This is a genomic window from Roseomonas chloroacetimidivorans, from assembly GCF_049629625.1.
GTDB classification, from domain to species: Bacteria; Pseudomonadota; Alphaproteobacteria; order Acetobacterales; family Acetobacteraceae; genus Roseomonas; species Roseomonas chloroacetimidivorans.
In genome coordinates this window covers 109127-131603 of the sequence record NZ_JBNBZS010000015.1, presented here as the reverse complement: position 1 = coordinate 131603, position 22477 = coordinate 109127, and the positions used below count along the sequence as shown (strand labels likewise).

General features: G+C 69.6%; 17 protein-coding genes. 9 read left to right on the top strand and 8 right to left on the bottom strand.

The window, feature by feature from the left end; all coding sequences use genetic code 11:
* Window positions 1-361 precede the first annotated feature (361 nt).
* Together ACO1BU_RS13795 and ACO1BU_RS13790 are read left to right on the top strand one after the other, a co-directional pair.
* Window positions 362-826: a GlcG/HbpS family heme-binding protein gene (locus tag ACO1BU_RS13795; RefSeq protein ID WP_424136531.1), complete on the top strand. Its 465-nt coding sequence runs from the start codon at window positions 362-364 to the stop codon at window positions 824-826.
* The gene (locus tag ACO1BU_RS13790) at window positions 823-2214 is read left to right on the top strand and encodes a dipeptidase (protein WP_424136530.1); all 1392 of its coding nucleotides are present in this window, start codon (window positions 823-825) and stop codon (window positions 2212-2214) included. The genes ACO1BU_RS13795 and ACO1BU_RS13790 overlap by 4 nt, the downstream gene beginning before the upstream one ends.
* 54 nt (window positions 2215-2268) lie before the next feature.
* Here ACO1BU_RS13790 and ACO1BU_RS13785 read toward each other — a convergent pair whose 3' ends face one another.
* The 3 genes from ACO1BU_RS13785 to ACO1BU_RS13775 all read right to left on the bottom strand — a co-directional run bounded on the left by ACO1BU_RS13785 (window position 2269) and on the right by ACO1BU_RS13775 (window position 8327).
* The gene (locus tag ACO1BU_RS13785) at window positions 2269-2457 is read right to left on the bottom strand and encodes a hypothetical protein (RefSeq protein WP_424136529.1); all 189 of its coding nucleotides are present in this window, start codon (window positions 2455-2457) and stop codon (window positions 2269-2271) included.
* Between the two features lie 189 nt (window positions 2458-2646).
* Window positions 2647-6417 carry a translocation/assembly module TamB domain-containing protein gene (locus ACO1BU_RS13780; protein WP_424136528.1) on the bottom strand — a complete coding sequence of 1257 codons (3771 nt, stop codon included), beginning with the start codon at window positions 6415-6417 and terminating at the stop codon, window positions 2647-2649.
* Complete coding sequence (locus ACO1BU_RS13775) at window positions 6417-8327, bottom strand: autotransporter assembly complex protein TamA (protein ID WP_424136527.1); 1911 nt, start codon at window positions 8325-8327, stop codon at window positions 6417-6419. Before ACO1BU_RS13775 ends, ACO1BU_RS13780 begins: the two co-directional genes overlap by 1 nt.
* A 23-nt stretch (window positions 8328-8350) precedes the next feature.
* On the opposite strand from ACO1BU_RS13775, the gene ACO1BU_RS13770 reads away from it, so the two are divergent.
* Entirely contained in the window at window positions 8351-9502 is a 1152-nt protein-coding gene (locus ACO1BU_RS13770) for an amidohydrolase (protein ID WP_424136526.1), read from the top strand.
* Window positions 9503-9514: 12 nt separating this feature from the next.
* Window positions 9515-12148 carry a bifunctional acetate--CoA ligase family protein/GNAT family N-acetyltransferase gene (locus ACO1BU_RS13765; protein ID WP_424136525.1) on the top strand — a complete coding sequence of 878 codons (2634 nt, stop codon included), beginning with the start codon at window positions 9515-9517 and terminating at the stop codon, window positions 12146-12148.
* A gap of 7 nt (window positions 12149-12155) precedes the next feature.
* Here ACO1BU_RS13765 and ACO1BU_RS13760 read toward each other — a convergent pair whose 3' ends face one another.
* The 3 genes from ACO1BU_RS13760 to otnI form a co-directional block, all read right to left on the bottom strand.
* Complete coding sequence (locus ACO1BU_RS13760) at window positions 12156-13034, bottom strand: helix-turn-helix domain-containing protein (RefSeq protein ID WP_424136524.1); 879 nt, start codon at window positions 13032-13034, stop codon at window positions 12156-12158.
* 182 nt (window positions 13035-13216) lie between these two features.
* On the bottom strand, window positions 13217-14095 hold the full coding sequence (locus ACO1BU_RS13755) for a 2-hydroxy-3-oxopropionate reductase (protein WP_424136523.1): 879 nt from the start codon (window positions 14093-14095) through the stop codon (window positions 13217-13219).
* A gap of 23 nt (window positions 14096-14118) precedes the next feature.
* Window positions 14119-14898 (bottom strand): 2-oxo-tetronate isomerase, encoded by a 780-nt coding sequence (gene otnI / locus ACO1BU_RS13750; RefSeq protein WP_424136522.1) that lies wholly within the window; start codon window positions 14896-14898, stop codon window positions 14119-14121.
* 105 nt (window positions 14899-15003) lie between these two features.
* Here otnI and ACO1BU_RS13745 point away from each other — a divergent pair, with 105 nt between their 5' ends.
* The 5 genes from ACO1BU_RS13745 to ACO1BU_RS13725 all read left to right on the top strand — a co-directional run bounded on the left by ACO1BU_RS13745 (window position 15004) and on the right by ACO1BU_RS13725 (window position 20235).
* Entirely contained in the window at window positions 15004-16179 is a 1176-nt protein-coding gene (locus ACO1BU_RS13745; RefSeq protein ID WP_424136521.1) for an AI-2E family transporter, read from the top strand.
* A gap of 158 nt (window positions 16180-16337) precedes the next feature.
* Window positions 16338-17312: an ABC transporter permease gene (locus ACO1BU_RS13740; RefSeq protein WP_424136520.1), complete on the top strand. Its 975-nt coding sequence runs from the start codon at window positions 16338-16340 to the stop codon at window positions 17310-17312.
* 4 nt (window positions 17313-17316) lie between these two features.
* On the top strand, window positions 17317-18228 hold the full coding sequence (locus ACO1BU_RS13735) for an ABC transporter permease (RefSeq protein ID WP_424136519.1): 912 nt from the start codon (window positions 17317-17319) through the stop codon (window positions 18226-18228).
* Window positions 18228-19217 (top strand): ABC transporter ATP-binding protein, encoded by a 990-nt coding sequence (locus ACO1BU_RS13730; protein WP_424136518.1) that lies wholly within the window; start codon window positions 18228-18230, stop codon window positions 19215-19217. The genes ACO1BU_RS13735 and ACO1BU_RS13730 overlap by 1 nt, the downstream gene beginning before the upstream one ends.
* Entirely contained in the window at window positions 19210-20235 is a 1026-nt protein-coding gene (locus ACO1BU_RS13725) for an ABC transporter ATP-binding protein (RefSeq protein WP_424136517.1), read from the top strand. Before ACO1BU_RS13730 ends, ACO1BU_RS13725 begins: the two co-directional genes overlap by 8 nt.
* 11 nt (window positions 20236-20246) lie before the next feature.
* Here the strand turns inward: ACO1BU_RS13725 and ACO1BU_RS13720 are convergent, their stop codons facing one another.
* Window positions 20247-20735, bottom strand: a complete 489-nt coding sequence (locus tag ACO1BU_RS13720) for a CreA family protein (RefSeq protein ID WP_424136516.1) — start codon at window positions 20733-20735, stop codon at window positions 20247-20249.
* Window positions 20736-20789: 54 nt separating this feature from the next.
* Window positions 20790-22469, bottom strand: coding sequence for a gamma-glutamyltransferase (gene ggt / locus ACO1BU_RS13715; RefSeq protein ID WP_424136515.1), 1680 nt, complete (start codon window positions 22467-22469; stop codon window positions 20790-20792).
* Window positions 22470-22477 lie beyond the last annotated feature (8 nt).

Genomic DNA, 22477 nt, shown 5'->3' with positions numbered 1-22477 from the left:
AGAGGCAGACGGCGACCAGGACGGGAACAGCAGGGGCCGAAAGAGGCCGGTCCCGCGGCCGGTACACAGGTCTGTGTGACACCAATATGCGGCGCTCGGCCATTTGGCCCGGTTGGCGCCGACGATGCTGGCCACCCTCCTGCTTCGCCGCAACCTTCCGAGGGCCGGGAAGCCTGGATCTGGAGTGTGACCGCCCGATCAATAACAAACCAAGACGCCTGCGGGCCCCGGCATCCAAGTTCATGACTGCACCCCGATCCGCAAGGACTGGGGTTTTTTCATGTCCGCCGGACAGCAATTTGCAACCGGCGCTGCAGGGCATAGAACCGGATTCCGAACCTCTAACGGAGCGGCTGCGTCCATGCCCAATCCCCCCGTCGGCTTCCAGCACGGCATCACCCTCGACCAAGCGCAGCGGATCGCAACGGCCTCTCTCGAAGAGGGGCGTCGCCTGAATCTCGCGCCGCTCACTGTGGTTGTTCTCGACGCGGCCGGGCAGTTGAAGGTCCTGCTGAAGGAGGATGGTTGCAGCCTGCTCCGGCCCGCCATCGCGCATGGTAAGGCCTTCGGTGCGATGGGCCTTGGCTTCGGCGGGCGGGAGCTGGCGCGGCGGTCTCAGGGCATGCCGGGCTTCATGAACGCATTTTCGGACCTCGCGGGCGGCGCGGCGGTGCCAGTGCCCGGCGGCGTTCTGGTTCGGGACGGGCAGGGCACGATCCTGGCGGCCGTCGGCATCTCCGGCGACCTGTCTGACAAGGACGAGGCCGCCGCTGTGGCCGGCATCAAGGCCGTGGGCCTGACGCCAGACACCGGCGACGACGCATGACGGCCCATCTTTCCGCGGTCCTCGCCCGGATCGACGCGGCTGAAGCCGAGATCCGCGCCCGCTATTTCGATTTCCTGCGTATTCCCAGCGTCAGCGCCCAGCCGGCTCATGCGGCAGATTGCCGCCGGGCAGCCGCTTGGCTCGTCGACGAGCTGCGCGCGATCGGCTTCACTGCCGAGATCCGCGAGACAAATGGCCATCCGGCGGTCGTGGCGAATCATCCGGGTACCGGGGGCAGTGCTACGCCGCTGCTCTATTACGGCCATTACGACGTGCAGCCGGCCGAGCCCTTCGAGCTCTGGACCTCGCCGCCCTTCGAGCCGACGCTCGCGCAGGGCAAGCACGGGCTGGTCACGGTCGCTCGCGGCGCAGTGGACGACAAGGGCCAGGTGATGACCTGGCTGGCCGCCATGCGCGCCTGGCACGAGGTTGCCGGCGGCCCGCCCGCACCGATCCGCGTGCTGGTGGAGGGCGAGGAGGAGATCGGCAGCCCAAGCCTGGACGCCTTCCTTGAGGAGCACGCAGCCGAGTTGCGGAACGCCCGCGCCGTCGTGGTCAGCGACACGAATATGTGGGATCCGGCGACACCCGCCATCTCCGCCCGGCTGCGCGGGATGGCCTATGCACAGATTGACCTCTTTGCCGCCTCGCGCGACCTGCATTCCGGCCTCTATGGCGGGATGGCGCTGAACCCGCTGAACCTCCTTTGCCGCATCATTGCGGATCTGCACGACGAGCAGGGGCGCATCCAGCTTCCCGGCTTCTACGACCATGTGCCGGAGGTCGGCGGTAATCTGGACGCAGCCTGGGACGCCCTGGGCTTCGACGAGAAGCGCTTCCTCGGCGATATCGGCCTGTCCGTGCCGGCCGGCGAGAAGGGGCTGAAGCCGCTGGTCCGGCAATGGGCCCGCCCGACCTGTGACGTGAACGGCATCTGGGGCGGCTATACCGGCCCGGGCGCCAAGACCGTGATCGCGGCAGAGGCCCATGCCAAGGTCTCCTTCCGCCTCGTCGGCGACCAGGATCCGAACGCCGTGCTGGATGCGCTGGAGGAATTCGTGAAGGCGCGGCTGCCCGCCGATGCCCGCGTGGAAATCCAGCGCTTCAGCGCCGCGCCGCCCGTGGTCGTGCCGGAGGATAGCCCCGAGGTGGCTGCAGCCCGCCGGGCGCTCCTGGCGGAATACGGGAAGGAGGCCGTGCTGATCGGCTCCGGCGGCTCCATCCCGGTCGTGGAGAGCTTCCGGCGCATCCTTGGCCTGAACAGTGTGCTGATGGGCTTCGGCCTGAACGACGACCAGGTGCACAGCCCGAATGAGAAATTCGACTGGGCCTGTCTGATGCATGGCGCCCGCAGCCACGCGCGGTTGCTGGCGGAGTTGGCGGGCTGAAACAAAAACGGCCCCGCGCCCGGTCGGGCACGGGGCCGTTTCAAAGGATCGGTTTTAGCGCTTGCCGCCGATATCCGCGCGCAGCTCCGCGATCCGGCCCTTGATGCTCTCCCGCAGACTCGGGGAGGTGTGCGGCTTCAGCCCAGCCAGGGTCTGCTCCAACTCGGCCAGGAGGCGGCGCTTCTCATCCGCGCTCCGGCGGATGGGCTTGTTGTCGCTGAACTGACCTTCGAAGGCGCGCATCGTCGCTCCTCCCTCTCCTGTGCTAATCGAAACCCGGTCGAAACGCGGCCTGGAGGCCGGTCCGTGGCAGCCATCACGCGCGCAAGGGCATGACGGCCTGCTTGGCTGGAATGCGGGCATAGTACGCGTTCGGGCACCGGGGCGGAATACCCGCTCCCGGCTCCATCCGGCCTGGGAACATCCCGCCGGTCAGTACTCGAATTCGTAGGTCAGCCCGGCACCCTGACTGTCCGACCCCGCGCCGCTCTCCAGCTTCAGTCGTGGCGTCAGCTCGATCTCCACCCCGACCCGGGGGGAGCCGGTGCTCGTGCCCGGATCCACGTTCAGATAGATGCCCTGGCCGAGATAGCCGCCCGCCTCGATCCCAGGCGTGCCATCCGCCCCGGTCCCGATGCCGAGCCGGTCTAGCCCCAGGGAGCGGCTGATCCGACCTACGAAACCCGTAACCGGGTCCTCCTGCCCGCCGGACAGGGCACCCGACAGCACGCGCGCGAGCTGCGCGATCTGGAACGGCGAGAGCTTGTCGGCCGAGCGGTTGAAGATCAGCCGTGCCAGCACCTCGTCCTGCGGCAATTCGGGGGAGGAGGTGAACTCGATTTTCGGCGCGCGGGGTGTTCCGGTGACGGTCACGTTGATTGTCGTGCTCGTTGCCCGGGTGGTGGCCAGAAGGTCGATCTCGGGGGAGGCGATGTCGCCCTGGAAGCGCAGCACGCCGCGCTCGAAGGTCAGGCGGCGGTCGAGCACGGTCAGAGTGCCGCGCCGGAGGCGAAGCTCTCCCTGCGCCTCCATGCTGGAGATCGTGCCGCCGATATGAACGTCGCCGCCTAGCTCCACATCCAGCCCGCGCCCGCGCAGATAGACCTGGCCGGGGGCACGGAAGGTGATGTCGAGCGCGAGGGGCGCGGCATCGGCCGGCGGCGCGGCGGCGGTCGTCTGGCGCGCCGCCGCACGCCGGGCCGTGGCGGTGCCTGCTGGCGGGCGCGGCGCGCCACGCCCGATCTCCCGCACCGGGCCGATATCGGCCACGCCGCCCGGCAGCCCCTCTGGCACGCCGATGGTCAGCGTGCGCGTGGTGATGGATCCGGCCAGCCGCATTCCCGTGCCGATGGAGCCGGAGAGCCGCATATCCGTGTCGAATGCGCCGCGCAGCAGGTCGCTGGAGACGGGTTCCAGATTCTGGCCGGTCACGATCACCTCGATGGGCTGGCCCTCCGCAAAGGGCTGCACCTCGCCGCGGGCGCGCAGCGTGCCGGGGCCGGCGCGGGCGGTGATGGAATCGATCACGATCCGATCCATGTCGCCACGCACGGTCCCCTGGATGTCGCGCAGCGCGACGCCGTATTCGAGGTTGCGGAACAGCCCTCCGGAGAGACGCGCGGTGCCGGAAAGCTGCGGCTCCGCCACCGTACCGCCCGCGCGGGCGTCGATGGCGACGGTGCCCTGAACCCGGTTGGCGCCGCCCAGGAGGAAGGGCGCGGCGAGCACGCCGATATCGGTCGTGCCACGCAGCGTGGCGTCGACCGGGCCCGAGAAGCTGCTCGGCACGCGCGCCTCCAGGTTCAGCCGTAGGGCGGCGCCGACGCGAAATTCCGCGCGCGTCTCGACTGTTTCGCCACGCATCCGCGCCGTCGCCTGGAAGGTGCCCTCCGGAAGGCCGCGAGCCCAGGGCGCCGCCGTCCGCAGGCCCGTCCCGCGCAACTCGCCCTCAATCCCCGGCCGCGCCACGGGGCCGGTCAGCCGAACATCGCCCGACAGCACGCCGGAGAGCGGCGGATCGGCCACGAAAACATTAACGATCGAAAGGGGCAGGCTGGTCAGTGTGGCGCGGAGATCAGCGTTGTCCGGCCCGTAGCGGCCCGCCAGGCGCAGCGTTCCTCCTGGCCGTCCCTGGAGTGACAGGCCGGGGGTGGAGATGCCGCCATCGGCAGCGAGCAGAATGGTTGCCGGCGCGGAGAGCCGGATCCCCAGCTTCTGCCGCTCCACATTCAGCGCGGCCAGTTCCACGCGCTTCTCCGGTTGGTCCAGCGCGAGACGGGCGCGGAGCGTGGCATGGGCATCGAACGCACGCAGGTCGGCGCGGACATCCAGGGCCGCATCGGTGCCACTGGCCTGCACCGCGCCATTCACCTGCGCGCCACCCGCGCGGATATTGTTGGCGCGCAGATCGGCCTCAATCCCCTGCCGCTGCGCGTTGTCCGGACCCTGTGGGGCCAGCTTGGCCGAAAGGCGCAGCCCGCCAGCCAAGGGCATGCCGGCGACCGGGGTGAGGGGGGCGAGGTCATTGGCCTCCAGCAGCAGCTCCGCCCTGGCGCGCATACGGGCGAGATCCACATCCCCGCTGCCTTCCAGCCGAGCCGGGCCAAGGCCCAGCCGGACGGTCTCGATCCGCAGCCGGTCACCCTCCTGCGCAGCCCGGGCCTCTACCGTCAGGGGCAAGTTCTGAAGCCGCGCGGTGAGGTTAAGATTGCCGGCCGGCACCGTGGCCCTTGGCAGGTTGGCGTCGAGCCGCATGGCCTCGAGGGTTCGCCCATAGGCTTCCAGCGCCGGGGATTCGGCCGTCAGGGCCACGGCTGGGTCGGCCGCGGGCCCGGTGATGCGGGCCCGCGCCTCCAGCTTTCCACGCACGGGAAGATTGGGAAGGTCCTGCGCGGCCAGAGCGGCGTTGAGGGTAAGGTCCAGCGTCTCGCCATAGGCGCCTTCGGCCCGCAGGGTCACGGCCTGACCCTGCACGGCTAGCTCGTGCAGCTGCTGCCGGTTGGCGCGCAGGCGGATGGTGGGGGCGGGGCCGAGAAGCCCCGGCGCCGGCTCCGGCAGGCGTGGGGCCGTGATGGTCGCGTCCACCCCCAGCTCGGGCGCCGCGGTGGTGCCGGTGATCGTGCCATGGGCCGTGATGCCGCCCCAGCCGATGGCCTCCGGAATCAGCCCGGCCAGGGTGTTGGCGTCCTTCACCTCCGTGTCGAAAGAGAGGTCGAGCGAGGAGCCGACAAGCCCCCGTGCCTCCAGCACGGCCGGGCTCGTCTCCACACGCAGCTGGTCCAGCCGCGTGGCCCCGCCCTCGGCCGGCATGGTGCGGAGGATGAAGCGTAGATCGGCGACCTGGGCCGGCAGGAAGCCGCGCAGCGACGCCTCGCCCGTGGCGTCGAGCCCGACCCCGCCGCCGGCCGGCAGGCTGACCCTGCCGCGCGCGTTTGCCTGGGCCGTTTCGCCCAGATCGGCGGAGAGCGTCAGCTCGGCGCCGCTCGACGGTCCGTCCAGCGCCACCCGCAGCTTTGTCGCCTGTTCCGGCTTACCCAGAAGGGAGGCGACCAGCCCGCCGGCGGCCTCGTCATAGGCTAGGTTGATCTTCACCCGGTTCCCGGGCGCCAACGCCAGGTTCAGGTCGAGCGCGCCGGGTGCATCCAGGCGGCGGCCCTTGGCGCCCAAGAAGGCGCCGTCCTCCCCGAGCCGTCCGCCGGCCTCCAGGGAGAGCGCGGCGGGGAAGCCGACTACGGCCTCGCCCATTTCGATCCGGGGCAGGGCGATCCGCTCAACCACCACCTCGACAGGAAGCTGCGGCAATTGCGGCAGGAGCGGGCCGGGCTCCGAGGAGGCCGGGGCAGGGGGGGCATTCGGGTCAGGCACGGGCGCCCGGCTGAAGATCACGCGCCCGGCCGAGATATTGGCCACCCGAAGCTGGCGCGAAGCGAGGCGCAGCAGGTCGAGGTCGAGCGCGATATCTTCAACGACGAGGTAAGGGCCCTGGGAATCCGACAGCACCACGCGTCCGATCCGCGGGGCGGCGGGCAACCCGCCATGCAGGTTCTCGATCTGCAGCCCCGGCACGAAGCGCATCGCCAGCCCGGCGAGCGCATCCTGCCCCGGCCGCACATTCAGCCCGACCCAGACGCCGACCAGCAGCAGGATGGGCAGCAGGATGGCGACGCCGAGAATCGCCAGCAGAATCCGACCGAGGCGGCGCATCAGAAGGCCTGCCCGATGCCGACATAGATCCCGTAGCCGGAATTTCCCGGCTCCTTTGAAAGAGGAACCGCGAAATCGGCCCGGATCGGCCCGATGGCGGTCGAGTAACGCACGCCCAGACCCACGCCGACCCGCAAATCGCCAAAACCGGAGAGCGGATCCTCGCCGACGCTGCCCGCATCGGCGAAGACGGCAATGCCCAAGGCACCCCGGACGCGCTGCCGCAACTCGACACTGCCCTCGATCAGCGAAAGCCCGCCGCGCGGGCTCTGGTCGCGCCGGCGCGGGCCGATGCTTTGATAGTCATAGCCGCGCACCGACCCGCCACCGCCGGCATAGAAGCGAAGATGCGGTGGAATGTTGCCGGCCTCTGCGCCGGCCAGGGTACCGAAGCCCGCGCGCAGCGCGAGAATGCTGCCCTTATCGCCGGTCAGGTCGAAATAGGCGCTGCCCATGCCGCGCACGCGCAGGAAGACCTCTTGCGTGTCCCCGAAGGAGACGGTGGGGGAGACGAGTAGGTTGGCCCGATACCCGCGCGAGGGGTCCAGCACATTGTCCGTGCCATCGAAACGCAGACCCAGCGGTAGCGAGAGCAGAGCATAGCTCAGATCCTGATCCAGCTCCGAGGTCTTGCCGATATCGGCAGCGATGCCGGCGGAGACGGTCAGGCGTGGATCGAGCTTCCGCTCCAGCGAGAAGCCAGCGGTGATGGCGTCGCGGTCATAGGCCAGCAGGCGTTCACGCAGGATTGCCACATCCGTCACCGCCGTGGCGTTCAGTCCCGCGAACCAGGGCTGGCGCAGATTGGCGTTCAGCCGGTAGCCCCAATCACTGACGCCGCGCTGGGTGGTGCGGGATAACTCCGCCTCCAGCCGCAGCCGCTCCGCCCCGCCGAACAGGTTCCGGTGTTCCCAATAGGTGCGGATGTTGGGGCCGTAACGCGTCTCATAGCCCGCGGTGATGCCGACGGCCCGGAAGGGGCGCTCCGCCACAAGAAAGGTGACGGGCAGGCGTCCGTCCGGATCCAGTCTTTCCCCCGTGCGGGCGCGGACAGTGCCGAAGACGCCGAGCGCCAGGATGTCGCGCCGGACCCGGTCCAGTTCGCGCGGGTCGTAAACCTCTCCGGCAAGGACACCGGAGGCGCGGCGCAACAGCCCCTGGTCGACATTCTCTGTTCCCTCGACCGCTGGCTGGGCGAAGCGGGCGCGGGGACCGGGCTGGATGAAGTAGACGACCTCCATGGTGCGGGTGTCATGGTCCACCGTGATCTCGCGCCGGGGCACGGAGGCAAAGGGGTGGCCGGCTTCACGCAGGCGGGTAAGCACCGTTTCCTGGGCGCCATTTACAGTCTCCGCGCGCGCCGGGTCGCCCGGGCCGAGCCCGGCCACCTCGCCAGCTCCCGAGATGTCCAGATCGGGCGCATGCGGCCGCAGCGTGGCGCTGGAAATCCGGTACTGCGGGCCTGTTTCGGCGGAGATCGTGACCGGAACCGGATCGGGGCCTCGCGCCGCGAGCCTCAAGGCGAGGTTCGGCGCGTCGGGGGGCTCCCCGGCCAGGGTGATCCGAGGCGTGCCGGCGTAGTACCCCTGGGAGCGGAGCGCGGTGCGGAGATGGTCCAGGTCCTGCAGCGCGCGGGCGACCAGCCCTTCGGCGCTGGTCGGCACGCTCTCCCGCAGGCGGCGCAGCACGGAGACGCCCTCCATGGCGCTGTCCAGATTCGCATCGCCGGTCCGGGTGAAGGTGATTTCGTAACGGCGCACCGGGCCGTCGCTGTCATCGGCATTCGGGGCCGCGGCGGGGCGGGGCTCCTCGGTCGGGGTGCCGGAAGGCGCCGCAGGCTGGGCCCAGGCCGCGGAGAGCCCGGCCAGAAGGAAAGCAGAGAGTGCGAGTCCGGGGTGGAGAGAAGGCAACGGAAGGGCTAACTCCTCAGACCATGGATCAAGAACTCGCCGACACCCTCACGCGCTGGCGCCACCACCTCCACGCGAACCCGGATGTCACCAAGGAAGAAGGCCCCACCGCCGAATTTGTCTCCCGACGTTTGCGTGAACTCGGCGTGACCGAGATCGAAACGGGGGTCGGCGGCCACGGCGTGGTGGCCACGATCCGGCGCGGCGGCGGCAATCGCAGCGTCGGGCTGCGGGCGGATATGGATGCGCTCCCGATCCAGGAGGCGAGCACCGTGCTGCCCTATCGCAGCACCAAGCCCGGGGTGATGCATGCCTGCGGGCACGACGGCCACACCACCGCGCTGCTGGGGGCGGCTGCGCTGCTGCTCCGGGACGAGAGCTGGTCCGGCACGGTGCGTCTCGTTTTCCAGCCCGCCGAAGAGGGCGGCGGCGGCGCCCGCGCGATGATTGAGGATGGCCTGTTCCAACGCTTCCCGATGGACCGGATCTTCGGCTGGCACAATTGGCCCGGTCTGCCTGTCGGAACAGTGGCGGTGCATGATGGGCCGGTAATGGCGGCCGGCCGCCGCTTCCTGATCAGGATCGAGGGGCATGCGGGCCATGCCGCGCTGCCACATCTGACCCATGATCCCATCGTCGCGGCGGGCCAGGCGATCATGGCCTGCCAGTCGATCGTGTCCCGCAACACCGATCCGCTTGACTCGGCCGTGGTCAGCCTGACGACGATCGAGGGTGGTGAGGCCTGGAACCAGATCGCCGCCCAGGTCACGATCCGCGGCTCCATGCGCTTCCTGCGCGAATCCACCGGCGAGATGATCGTCGAGGGGCTGAACCGTATCGCGCGCGGCCTGTCCGAGACCTACCGGGTGAAGGCCTGGGCCGAGGTGGTCGGCGGCGTGGACGTGACCGCGAATCATGCGGCCGAGGCCGAGCTGGCGGCCGGGGCCGCGGCCACCCTGGCCCCGGTGCGGCGCGACGTGCCCGCTGCCATGACCGGAGAGGACTTCTCGGAGTTCCTGAAGGTGGTACCTGGCGCCTTCGTCTGGATCGGCAATGGCTCCACGGAGGGCGGTCGCGAGCTGCATCACCCGAATTACGACTTCGACGACCGCGTCCTGCCCGTGGCGAGCGGCTATCTGGCCGAAGCCGCCCGGCGCGCCCTGTCCGGCGGCTGAGGGCCGCGGCCGATGGCGCTGCCGGTCTCCGTCTCTGGCCATGGGCTGGCGGCCGGCTTCCGCGACACGGCTCTCTTCGCGCCGCGCCGGGTGGCGCTGCTGGCGGATCCGGCGTTCCCGGCCTCCTCCATCCTGGCACGCAACCTTGCTGCGGGCGGGTTCAAGGGGCAGTTGCACGCGGTGGGCCCGGTCTGGCCCGGGCTCAACCACGCCGCCACGTTGGAGGATCTGGGCGAGCCGCCGGATCTCGGTGTGCTCTGTCTTCCGCCCGAGGCGCTGGAAACGGCCATGGCGGGCCTCGCGGCGCGGGGCTGCTTTGCCACCGTGGTGATCGGCGCAGCGCCGGGTCTTGCCGCGATCTGCGCGCGGACCGGTGTGCGGGCGCTGGGCGAACACTCCTTCGGCCTCTGCATTCCGCCCGCCGGGCTGAACGCCTCCCTGTCCCATATCGCGCCGCGGCCGGGACGGCTTGCCCTGCTCTGCCAGTCCTCGGCCCTTGCCCGTGCCGTGATCGACTGGGCTGAAGGCGAGGCGGTCGGCTTCACCCTGATTGCCGGTATCGGGACAAATGCCGATTACGGCTTCGCCGGCGGGCTGGACTGGCTGGCGCGCGATGCCGGCACGGGCGCCATCCTGCTGGACCTGCGGCGCATCAAGGACCGGCGGCGCTTCATCTCCGCCGCCCGGGCGGCGGGGCGAACCCGTCCGGTCGTGGCGCAGAGGCCCGGCCATGCCGGGCGTGAAGTGGCCGATGCGGTGATGGGCGCCGCGCTGCGCCGTGCCGGCGTGCTGCGCGTGCAGGGGCTGGAGGATCTGCTCTCCGCGGCCGAGACCCTGGCGCGGGTGAAGCCCTCGCTGCGTGCGGGCCCGGATGGGATGCGTGGCGACCGCATTGCCATCGTGGCTAATGGGCTGGGCCCCGGGCAGATGGCGGCTGACGCGGCGCTGCGCGGCGGTGGGCGGCTGGCCGTCATCCCGCCCGACGCGCGCGCGATGCTCGACCTCGCCTTGCCCGGCGGTTGGTCCGGCGAGAACCCTCTGGCGCTGCCGATGGGGGAGGGACACCGGCTGGCCGAGGCGGCCGCGCTGCTTTCGGCCGTGCTGACCGTGGACTCGGTGGTTGCGATCCATGCCCCTGCGGAGGAGGACCCGGCTGTCGCGGCCGAGGCCCTGGCGGCGGCGGCCAGCGCCTCGGGCCGTGGCGGCAGGGCCGCGCCTGTGCTGGCAGCCTGGCTCGGCCAGGCGACGGCGGACCAGCAGCGGCGCATACTCGGCGCGCGTGGCGTGGCCGTTTTTGCGACGCCGGAGGCGGCGGTGCGGGGCGCGCTGCATCTCGCGCAGGACCGGCGCAACCGCGCCGCGGCCGCTGAGCTGCCACCGAGCGATGTGCTGGAGGTCACGCCCGACCGCGCGCGGGTTGCTTCTCTGTTCGCGGCGGTGCGGGCCGAGGGGCGGCTGGCCTTGGACGAGGCTGAGGCCCTGGATGTGCTCGATGCCTATGGCTTTGCCACCGTGGCCCATCGCACCGCCACCACCCTGGACCGCGCCGTGGCGGCAGCCGAGGAGCTGGGCTGGCCTGTCGTCCTGAAAGTGCTGAGCGAGGAGCTGCCGGCCAAGACGGAAGTTGGCGGCGTCGTGCTCGACCTGCGTGACGCGGCTTCGCTGCGCGCAGCCGCCTCCATGGTGACCGCGCGGCTTGCGGCTGACCGCCCCGGCCTGCGCCCGCGCGGCTGGATGCTGCAGCGCCAGGCCGCTGTGGGCGAAGAGGTCCGGTTGCGCTTGGCCGATGATCCGATGTTCGGCCCCTGGATCGGCTTCGGCCGGGGCGGCACGGCGGCGGGGATTGATGCCGATGAGGCGCATGACCTGCCACCGCTGAACCGCGCCCTGGCTCTGGCGATGATCGGCCGCACCCGCATGGCGCGGCTGCTGGACGGCTGGCGCGACCATCCGCCGGTTCCACGGGAATGGCTGGCCGATGCCCTGGTGCGCCTGTCCCAGCTCGCCGTCGATTTTCCGGAAGTGGCGGAGGTCATCATCAACCCGCTGCGTGCGGGGCCTGGTGGCGTGGTGGCGCTGGATGCGAATTTCCGCCTGCGCCCGGCCGGGGAGGTCAGCTTTCTGGCCATCCCGCCCTATCCCGCCGAGCTGACCGGAAGCTTCACGGCGCGGGATGGACGGACGGCCGTGATCCGCCCGATCCGGCCCGAGGATGCCAAGGGAATTGCGGCCTTCGTGCGGCGCGTGTCGCCTGAGGATGTGCGCTACCGCTTTTTCAACCGGCTACGGGAGCTGCCGCCGGCGCAGGTCGCCCGGTTGACGCAGATCGATTACGATCGGGAGATGGCCTTTGCCGCCGTGGATGGCGGGATGATCGCCGGAACAGCCCGCTTGGTGCTCGATCAGGCCGGCGGGGGCGAGTTTGCGATCCTGGTGGACGCCGCCTGGAAGGGTACGGGCCTCGCACGGCACATGATGGGGCGGCTGGTTGAGTGGGGCCGGAGCAAGGGGCTTCGGCACATCGCAGGCCAGGTTCTGGCCGATAATGCCCCCATGTTGCGCTTCGTCCGTGCCATCGGATTCGCGACCCGGCGGACGGAGGATCCGGAGGTTCTGGAAGCCTATCTGGACCTTGGCGGGGGCTGAGAGCCCTTCAGTGCATCCGCGCTTCCGCGAGCAGGAGGCGGATGCGGGCCGCGCCGTCGCTGCCTTTGCGGACCTCGCGCCATGCGCTCTCCGCCACCCGCTGATGGATGGACACCGCCTCGTCGGCTGCTGTCACCGTGCCGACGCCGACGGCCCCAATGGGCGGGCTGTCCGGTGCGAAGGGGCTGGAGCAGACATGGGCACGGTCCCGCCCGCGCATCACCACGAAGTCGCCGCTCGGCTCAGCCTCGGTCAGCAGGCCGAGCTGCACGCCCATCGGTACGCTGTCCATCAGCGTGGCGATGTTCTCCGCCTCGGTTCGTGCCGCGAGGCGGCAACGCTGGCGAACCCGTTCCGAAAGCTGCAGCGCCGGCGCGATACCGTCGGCAAGGGCGTTGCGCAGCGCGCGCTCGCTGACCATGGCGATGATGGAAGGACGGCGGGACTGGTAGAGCCGCTTGCGAGCGGCGAGGACGCCAAGCGCCTGTTCCGCGGCAGCCCGGAATGGGATCCGGTCGGCGGCATTCTCTGCCGCCTCGGCAAAGGCCTCGGCCAGGGCGCTGTCATGCGCCTCCGTGGTCACCAGCGTGCAGAAGGCGCCGCCAAGCTGGAGAAGCTGCTCCGTGTCCTCCTCGATCTGCCGCAGGCGCTCCTGCAGGGCGAGCGGGCGGGAGAAATACTCCACCCCGATCCCGAGCAAGGACAGAGGAGAGATTTTAAGCAGTTCCGCGAGGCGCCGGATCGTATCCAGCTTGATGACCTCGCCTTTTTCATAGCGATAGAGTGCCGCGCGTGAGACGCCCAGCCGCGCCGCGATCTCCTCCGCCCGAAGGCCGGATTCGAGGCGGTAGGCCCGTAACTGCTGTCCGATATCTGCGAAACGCATGGTCCGCTCCTTGCGCGGCAACTGGCTGGGCCGGAGTCCGAAGCGCAGTATCTCACAATACTGGACGAGTCAGTGTAAATGTAACGCTTCGACCGCGGAACAAGAAGCACCGTGTCCTCGGCGCTTCTCGTCACGTCGCCAAGGGCTGCTCCCGGACCGTCCGGGAGGCAGCCGCCGCGGCTTCACCCGACTGTATGCCCGGCCATGATCTCCAGCGCCCGCACCAGCGCCGAATGGTCCTGCTGCGCACCGCCCGCGGCCGACACCGCGGAGAAAAGCTGCTGGGCCGAGGCGGTGTTGGGCAGGGCGACCCCGAGTTCCCGCGCTGATTGCAGAGCGAGGTTCAGGTCCTTCTGGTGCAGCGCGATGCGGAAGCCAGGATCGAAGGTCCGCTTGATCATGCGCTCGCCATGCAGCTCCAGGATGCGGGAGGTGGCGAGGCCGCCCATCAGCGCCTGGCGCACCTTGGCGGGATCGGCCCCGGCCTTCGAGGCGAAGACAAGAGCCTCGGCTACGGCCTCGATGGTGAGGGCGACAACGATCTGGTTCGCGACCTTCGTGGTCTGCCCGGCACCGTTCTCCTCGCCAACCAGGGTGATGTTCTTCCCCATGGCCTGGAAGAGCGGCAGCGCGCGATCGAAGGCCGCCTGGGGGCCGCCCACCATGATCGTCAGGCTCGCCTGCTTGGCGCCGACCTCGCCGCCGGAAACCGGCGCATCGAGGTAGTCGCAGCCCTTTTCCCGGATACGGGCGGCGAAGTCCTTCGTGGCAGTGGGGCTGATCGAGGACATGTCGATGACCAGCGTGCCGGGCTTGAGCGCATCGGCCACCATGCCGGAGCCGAAGAGCACGTCCTCCACATCAGGGGTGTCGGGCACCATCAGGATCACCACCTCGGCCCCCTTCGCCACCTCGGCCGGGGAGGGCAGGACGGTGCAGGCGTTCCGGATCTCGTCAGTCAGGCTGCGGCGATCGGGGACGAGAACCTCATGCCCGGCATTCTTCAGGTGGAGCGCCATAGGGCGGCCCATGATGCCGAGGCCGATGAATCCGATCTTCATGCGGGGCGTCCTTTCTTTGATTGTCAGGCGCGGTACGGGGCGAACCAGCCCAGCCCGTCCTCTGTGATGCCGGCCGGGCGGTATTCGCAGCCAATCCAGCCGCGATACCCCATGGCGTCCAGCCGGGCGAAGACGAAGGGCCAATTTACCTCGCCTGTGCCGGGCTCGTGCCGGCCGGGCGTGTCGGCGATCTGGGCGTGGGTGATGAGGGGCAGCAGCGCCTCGAAGCGCCGGGTGATGTCCCCCTCGGTGATCTGCGCGTGGTACAGGTCGAACTGTAGCCCGACGCGCTCGGGGCCGATCGCCTCAATGATCGCGGCGGCCTGGGCCGTGGTGTTCAGGAAATATCCGGGGATGTCGCGGTGGTTGATCGGCTCGATCAGCGGCTTCACACCCTGGGCGATGCAGCGCTCCGCAGCCCAGGCGAGATTGGTGGCGAGCGTGGCGGTCATGCTGTCCCGCGCGACGCCCGAGGGGGCCAGCCCCGACATGACATGCAGCCGGGAGCAGCCGAGCACCCCCGCATAGTCGAGCGCGCGGGCCATGGCGTCGCGGAATTCCGCCTCGCGCCCCGGCAGGGCGGCAATGCCCCTTTCGCCGTTTTGCCAGTCTCGCTGGCAGGCGTTGAAGAGCACGACGGAAAGGTCCGCCGCGTCGAGACGGTCCCGAATTTCCCGCGCCGGATGGTCATAGGGAAAGAGGAACTCGACCGCCGCGAAGCCTGCAGCCCGTGCGTGGGCGAAGCGCTCGAGGAAAGGCACCTCGGTGAACATGAGCGACAGGTTGGCGGCGAAGCGCGGCAAGCGGATGACCTCCCCCCGGCCCCTGATCGCACCGGACAGCCGTGCGGGGAGGCTAACGCGATTCGGCCGCCCGCCCAAATCGGCCTGTCCCGGAGGGGCATCTGGATGCGGTGGCAGGGCAGCCGGCGGGAAGAAGGGCGCGTTGGCCGCGGCGCGAAGCCGGGCGATAAGGAACTGCGCGACGCCCTTCGGCCCATCGCGGGAGCCATCATGTCGGACGACAAGAAGTTCGTGATCCGCTTCATCGGGGTGGCGGCGCTGGTAGGGCTGCTGGCCGGGTGCTTCCTGGTACTGAGGCCGTTCCTCTCGGCCCTGCTCTGGGCGGCGATCCTGGCTTTCACGACCTGGCCCGCCTATCGCTTCCTCATGGACCGGGGGGGACTCCGGCCGTCCTGGGCCGCCGGGGTGATGGTGACGGCGATGATGGTGGTGATCGGCGTGCCCCTGGCCGTGGCGGCGCCCACCAGCCGGGAAGACATCGATAACATCCGGAACGCGATCCAGGGCTTCCTGACCGACGGGCTGCCTGCGCTGGTCGAGATGGTCGGGCGGCTGCCCTATCTGGGCGCCTTCCTGCGGGAGCGTTTTGAGGCGGTGGACCTCGGGATTGGCAGCCTGTTCAGCATGCTGCGCCCCTATGCCGGCAGTGTGGCCCAGATGGCGCTGAACCTGATCCTGGCCATCGTCTCGAACGTGGCGGAGCTGCTGATCGCCATCCTCCTGACCTTCTTTTTCTACCGCGACGGGGCGCGCATGGCCGGGGCCCTGGAGAGCGCCGCGGAGCGGATCGCGGGCGACCGTGGGCAGCGGCTTGTCATCCTGACAGGCGCGGTGACACGCGGCGTGGTCTATGGGCTGCTGGGGACGGCGGTGGTGCAGGGTGCCATGACGGCCTTCGGCCTCTGGATCTCGGGCGTGCCGCAGCCGGTTCTGCTGGGGATGCTGGCCGGGGTGATCTCCATCCTGCCGATCGGTGCGCCGGTGGTCTGGATTCCCGCCGCGATCTGGCTGCTGGCAAGCGGCAGCACGGGCTGGGGCATCTTCATGGTGCTCTATGGTGCCTTCGGTATTTCCTCGGTCGACAACTTCATCCGGCCCTGGCTCATCTCCCGCGGGGCCGACCTTCCGCTGCTATTGACGCTGCTGGGTGCGCTGGGCGGGGCCTTTGCCTTTGGGTTCCTCGGGCTGTTTCTTGGCCCGGTGCTGCTGGCTGTTGCCTTTTCCATCATCAAGGAGTGGACGCAGGAGGGGCAGACCCGGACGGGGCCTACGGGCATGTAGTGGCCGGCCCTGGTGCGGTGTTTGCTTAGGCTATGCCACTGACCGCGGCGGGTTTGGTCCAGCGGGAGGCAGGAGGTCAGGGCGCCATGGAAGTGAAGTTCGTCGCGTTCCCGCCCGGCGCTCTGGACGCGCCCGCGGTGCTCCGCTAGGCCACGCCGGTGTTCGCTTTTGTCATCTCGCGCATCCTGCAAGCGGTACCGGTCATGCTGGCCGTTGCCCTCATCGCGTTCGCCCTCTTTGCCTTCGTGGGTGATCCGATCGCAACCATGCTTGGCCAGGAATTCACCCCGGCGCAGCGCGACGCGCTGGTGGCGGCGCTCGGGCTCGACCAGCCCGTGCCCGTACAGTTCCTCCGTTTCATCGGGAATGCGCTGCACGGGGAATTCGGCCTTTCCTACCGCCTGTCCCGCCCGGTAGCGGAGCTGATTCTGGAGCGCGCGCCGGCGACGCTGGAACTGGCGCTGTGCGCCTCTGTCGTGGCGCTGGCGGTCGGGCTGCCGATGGGGATCTATACCGGGCTTTACCGGCGGTCCTGGCTCTCCCGCGCCTTCCTGACCTTCAGCCTGATTGGCGTGTCGCTGCCCACCTTTCTCATTGGCATCCTGCTGATCCTCGTCTTCTCGGTGTGGCTGGGCTGGCTGCCGAGCTTCGGGCGCGGGGAAACGGTGCAGCTGGGCTGGTGGAGCACGGGCTTCCTGACGGCCTCCGGCCTGAAGGCGCTGGTGCTACCCTCCATCACCCTGGGGCTGTTCCAGCTCACCCTCATCATGCGGCTCGTCCGGTCAGAGATGCTGGAGGTGATGCGGTCGGACTACGTGAAATTCGCCCGGGCGCGTGGGCTGAAGGACCGTTCCATTCATTTCGGCCACGCGCTGCGGAACACGCTGGTGCCGGTGATCACCATCATTGGCCTCCAGCTCGGCTCCATCATCGCCTTCTCCATCGTCACGGAGACGGTATTTCAGTGGCCGGGCATGGGGCTGCTCTTCATCCAATCCGTGTCCTCGGCCGACATCCCGGTGATGGCGGCCTATCTTCTCCTCATCGCGGCGGTGTTCGTGCTGATCAACCTGGTGGTGGACCTTCTCTACTACGCCGTGGACCCCCGGCTTCGCGCCGGGCGGGGGCACTGACGGCATGGCCGCGCTCGCCCGCTTGCGCGACAGCGACCTGTTCTGGTCGTTCCGCACCACGCCGACGGCGGTGGTCTCCGCGATCGTGGCGCTGGTCTGCATCATCGGTGCCTTCGCGGCGCCCTGGCTTGCGCCCTACAACCCCTTCGACCTCGCCAGCCTCGACCTGATGGACGCGTTCAACCCGCCGGCCTTCATGGACGAGGGGGCTTGGGCCCACCCTTTCGGCACGGACGACCAGGGCCGCGACGTGCTTTCGGCCATCATGTACGGCGCGCGGGTCTCGCTGTTCGTGGGCCTTTCGGCCACGGCCTTCGCGCTGGTCGTGGGCGTGCTGCTCGGGCTGATCGCAGGCTATGCGGGCGGGGTGGTGGATGCGGTGCTGATGCGCATCGCCGACGTGCAGCTGACCTTCCCCAATATCCTTGTCGCGCTGCTCGTGGACGGGGTGGCCCGTGCCGCCCTGCCGCGGGAGGTGCATGACCAGCTTGCCGTCTATGTCGTCATCGTCGCGATCGGCATTTCCGAATGGCCGAAATTCGCCCGTACGGTGCGCGGCTCGGCGATGGTGGAGCGCAACAAGGAATATGTGCTGGCCGCGCGGGTGATCGGCATCTCGCCGGCTCGGATCATGTTGACCCACGTGCTGCCCAATGTGCTGGGCCCGCTACTGGTGCTCGCCACGCTCAATCTCGGCCTCGCCATTCTCTCGGAGGCGACGCTTTCCTTCCTCGGCGTCGGTGTGCCCCCGACCCAGCCCTCGCTTGGAACCCTCATCCGCATCGGCAACGACTTCCTGTTCAGCGGCGAGTGGTGGATCACCATATTCCCCGGGCTTGCGCTCGTCGCGATGGTGCTTTCCGTGAACCTGCTGGGCGACTGGCTGCGTGACGCGCTGAACCCGAGGCTTCGCTGATGGCCCCGCTTCTCGAGGTCCGGGACCTCGTCGTCGAATTTCCGACGCGCCGCGGCATCCTGCGCGCGCTGGACCGGGTGTCCTTCGATATCGCGCCCGGCGAGGTGCTGGGAGTCGTGGGGGAGTCCGGCGCCGGAAAGTCCATGACGGGCGCCGCTATCATCGGGCTGCTGGAGCCGCCGGGGCGGGTGGCCGGCGGGTCTGTCTTTCTGCGTGGCCAACGCATAGACAACCTGCCGCCGCGCGAGATGCGGAAGATCCGGGGCAAGCGGATCGGCGCCATCTTCCAGGATCCGCTGACGACGCTGAACCCGCTCTATACGATTGGCCGCCAGCTTATCGAGACGATGCAGACGCATCTGGACATCGACGCGGCGGAAGCGCGCCGGCGCGCGATCGGCTGGCTGGAGGCGGTCGGCATTCCCGCGGCTTCCGAGCGTGTGGACGCCTACCCGCACCAGTTCTCGGGCGGCATGCGGCAGCGCGTGGTGATTGCGCTCGCCCTTTGCGCCGAGCCGGAGATGGTGGTGGCGGATGAGCCGACCACGGCGCTCGACGTCTCGATCCAGGCGCAGGTCATCGCCCTGCTGAAGCGCCTGACGCGGGAGAAGGGCACCTCCGTCATGCTCATCACCCACGATATGGGCGTCATCGCGGAGACGGCCGACCGGGTGGCGGTGATGTATGCCGGCCGGGTGGCGGAGATCGGGCCCGTGCGGGCGGTGGTGAAGACGGCGGCGCATCCCTACACGGCGGGGCTGATGGCCTCTATTCCACCGCTTTCGCACAAGGTGGACCGCCTGCCGCAGATCGATGGCGCCATGCCGCGCCTGAACGCGATTCCGCCGGGCTGTGCCTACAATCCGCGCTGCCCCCATGTCTTCGATCGCTGCAGGGTGGAACGGCCGGAGCTGATCCCGGCAAAGGAGACGCGGGCCGCGTGCTGGCTTTTTGACAGCCATGCGCCACGGGAGCGGGACCATGTCTGAGTCTGTTCCGATCTTCGAGGCGCGCGAGCTCAGCCGCGATTTCGACGTGTCGAAGCCGGTCCTCCAGCGCCTCTTCTCGCGCGAGGGCAGGCGCACGCTCCGCGCCGTGGATGGAGTCTCCTTCGCCATCCCGCGTGGCACGACCATGTCGCTGGTGGGCGAGAGTGGCTGCGGCAAGTCCACCGTCGCACGGCTTGCGGTCGGGCTTTATGAGCCGAGCGGCGGTGCGGCGCTGTTTGAGGGGCAGGATCTGGCGGAGGCCCGGAAATCCACCGCGCAGCGCCGCCGGATGCAGATGATTTTTCAGGATCCCTATGCCAGCCTGAATTCACGCTGGCGGGTGGCCGACATCGTCGGGGAGCCGATCCGCGCCTTCGGAATTGCCCATGGCGGCGCCGCGCTGCGGGAGAAGGTGGGGGCCCTGTTGCGCCAGGTTGGGCTTTCCCCAGCCGATGGCAGCCGGTTCCCGCATGAGTTCTCCGGAGGCCAGCGGCAGCGCATCTCGATCGCGCGGGCGCTGTCCTCCAACCCCGAGTTCCTGGTCTGCGACGAGCCGACCTCGGCGCTCGACGTTTCCGTTCAGGCGCAGATCCTGAACCTGATGAAGGGGCTGCAGCGCGAACTCGGGCTGACCTACCTCTTCATCTCCCACAATCTCGCGGTGGTGCGGCAGGTCAGCGACCGGGTGGGGGTGATGTATCTCGGGCGGATCGTGGAATCCGCGCCGGCCGAGACGCTCTTCACCACTCCGCGCCACCCCTATACGCGGGCCTTGATGGAGGCGATCCCGGACCTGGACCGCGCGGGGACGGAGCGCCAGCCCGTGGCGGGCGAGGTGCCGAGCCCGATCAACCCGCCCTCTGGCTGCACCTTCAACCCGCGCTGCCCACTGGCGAATGACCGCTGTCGCGCGGAGCGCCCTGCCTTGATCGCCGCGCGCGGCACGCCGCAGACGCTGGTGGCCTGCCACGCGGTCGAGGAAGGCCGCGACGGCTTCGGCGAGCGTGCTGCGGCCTGAGGCGAGGGCGGTTACCGGCCCGGCGCCGCCCCCACCGGCACCACCGCCACGGCGCTGAAGGGCGATCCCTCGACCAGCTTCGTGGACCAGGCGAGATAGGTCACGACCTGCCGCTGCTCGTCGACGAAGCGGTGGACCCGCGTTTCCTTGAAGAAAAAGCTGGTGGACTGCTCATGGACCACCTCGCCGCGTTCCCCGCGCGCCGCGCCGGGCAGGATCTCCACCGGCCCGGTTGCGGTGCAGGCCAGGGCGAAGCGCGCCGGGTCTTCCGCGATGCCGACCATGCCGGAGATGCCGCCGGTGCGCGCCTGGCTGATGTAGCAGGCTACGTTCCGCACCTCGGGGTCCTCGAAGCGCTCGACGACAATCCGATGGCTGCGGGTCAGGCCAAGATTGGTCAGCGCGGTGTTCACATAGCCGATCTGCGCCGTGTCCTCGGCCGCCGAGGCGGGGCCGGCGACGGCGATGGCGGCGAGCAGGGCGAGGGTGGCGCGGTGCATGGCGTTTCTCCGGATTCAGCCAAATAGCGCGCGGCGGCGATGGCGGTTGGCAGGTCAGTCGCCGACCGCCACGCCCTCGCGCCGCGGGTCGGTCCCGCCCAGCAGCCCCTGCGGGGTCACGCGGATGGCTTGCAGGCCCGAGATCATGGGACGGATCTCGACCCTGTGGCCGCGCGACTGCAGGGCCGGGGCGAGTTCGGCCGCCGGTGTCGCTTCCTCCAGCTCCACCGCGCCGCCGAGCGTGCCGATATGCGGCAGGGACACCGCCTCCTGCGGCGGCAGGTTCCAATCGAGCATTCCGATCAGGGCCTGTGCGACATAGCCAATGATCCGCCCGCCTCCGGGCGAGCCGACCACGGCTGAGAGGCGGCCCGCCCCGTCGAAGACGAGGCTGGGCGACATGGAGGAGCGTGGGCGCTTGCCGCCCTGCACGCGGTTGGCCACGGCGCGGCCCCCAATATCCGGGCGAAAGGAGAAGTCGGTAAGCTCGTTGTTCAGGATAAAGCCGCCGACCATCAGCCGCGCGCCGAAGGCGTCCTCGACTGTGGTGGTCATGGAAACAGCATTGCCGGCCGCGTCGACAACCGAGACATGGCTGGTCCCGTGCTCGACCTGCTCCGGCATGGGTGCCTGGAGCGAGGTCTCCCGCCAGCGCGGATTGCCTGCTTGCGGCTCCGCGATGGCGCGGCCCGGCGAGATAAGCTGCGCACGGTGGGTGAGATAGGCCGGGTCGAGGAGGCCGCGTAGCGGGGCCGGAACGAAATCCGTGTCCGCGAGGTACTGCGCACGGTCGGCATAGGCGAGGCGCCCGGCCTCGGCGAGAAGATGCGCCGCCTCCGCGCCACGCGGGTCGAGATGTGGCATGTCGAAATACTCAAGCAGGCCGAGGATCTGACCAACGGTGATGCCGCCCGAGGAGGGCGGCGGGAAGCCGCAGATCCGGAAGGCGCGATAGGGATAGCAGACCGGCTGTCGCTCCCTGGCCACATAGGCGGCGAGGTCATCCGTGGTCATCAGCCCGCCCTCGCCATGGCCGCGCACCGCAGTGGCGATAGCGGCGGCGATCGGGCCGCGCAGCATGGCCTGCGAGCCCTCCTCGGCGATGCGACGGAACGTCTCTGCCAAGGCCGGGTTCCGCAAACGCTCCCCGGCTGCGAGCGGCTTTGTGCCGCCATGCAGGAAGTAGTCGCGGGTGGAGGGGTGGCGTGCGAGGCGCGCCGTATCGGCCGCGATTGCCTCGGCCAGCCGTTCGGAGACGGGGAAGCCCTCCTCTGACAGGGCGATGGCGGGTTGCCAGAGGGAAGCCCAAGGCAGCTTGCCGTGGCGGCGATGGGCCAGTTCCAGCATCGCGACGGTGCCCGGCACCCCCACGCTGCGTCCGGACAGGACGGCATCGTAGAAGGGCAGGGGCGTGCCGTCCGGGCGCAGGAACATATCCGGGCGGGCCGCGGCCGGGGCGGTTTCGCGGCCGTCGAAAGCCGTCACCGAGCCGGCCGCCGGATCCCAATGCAGCAGGAGCGCGCCGCCCCCGATGCCGCTCGACTGCGGCTCGACGAGGGTGAGCACGGCCTGAACGGCGATGGCGGCGTCGACGGCGGTGCCGCCCTGCCGCAGCACGGCCAGTCCGGCTTCGGCGGCCAGGGGATGCGCCGCCGCCACCATCTGCCGTTGCGCCGGGGCCTGGGCGAGGGCTGGGCCTGCGAGAAGGAGCAGGACGGCAATGAGAACGCGCATGGCCGAAT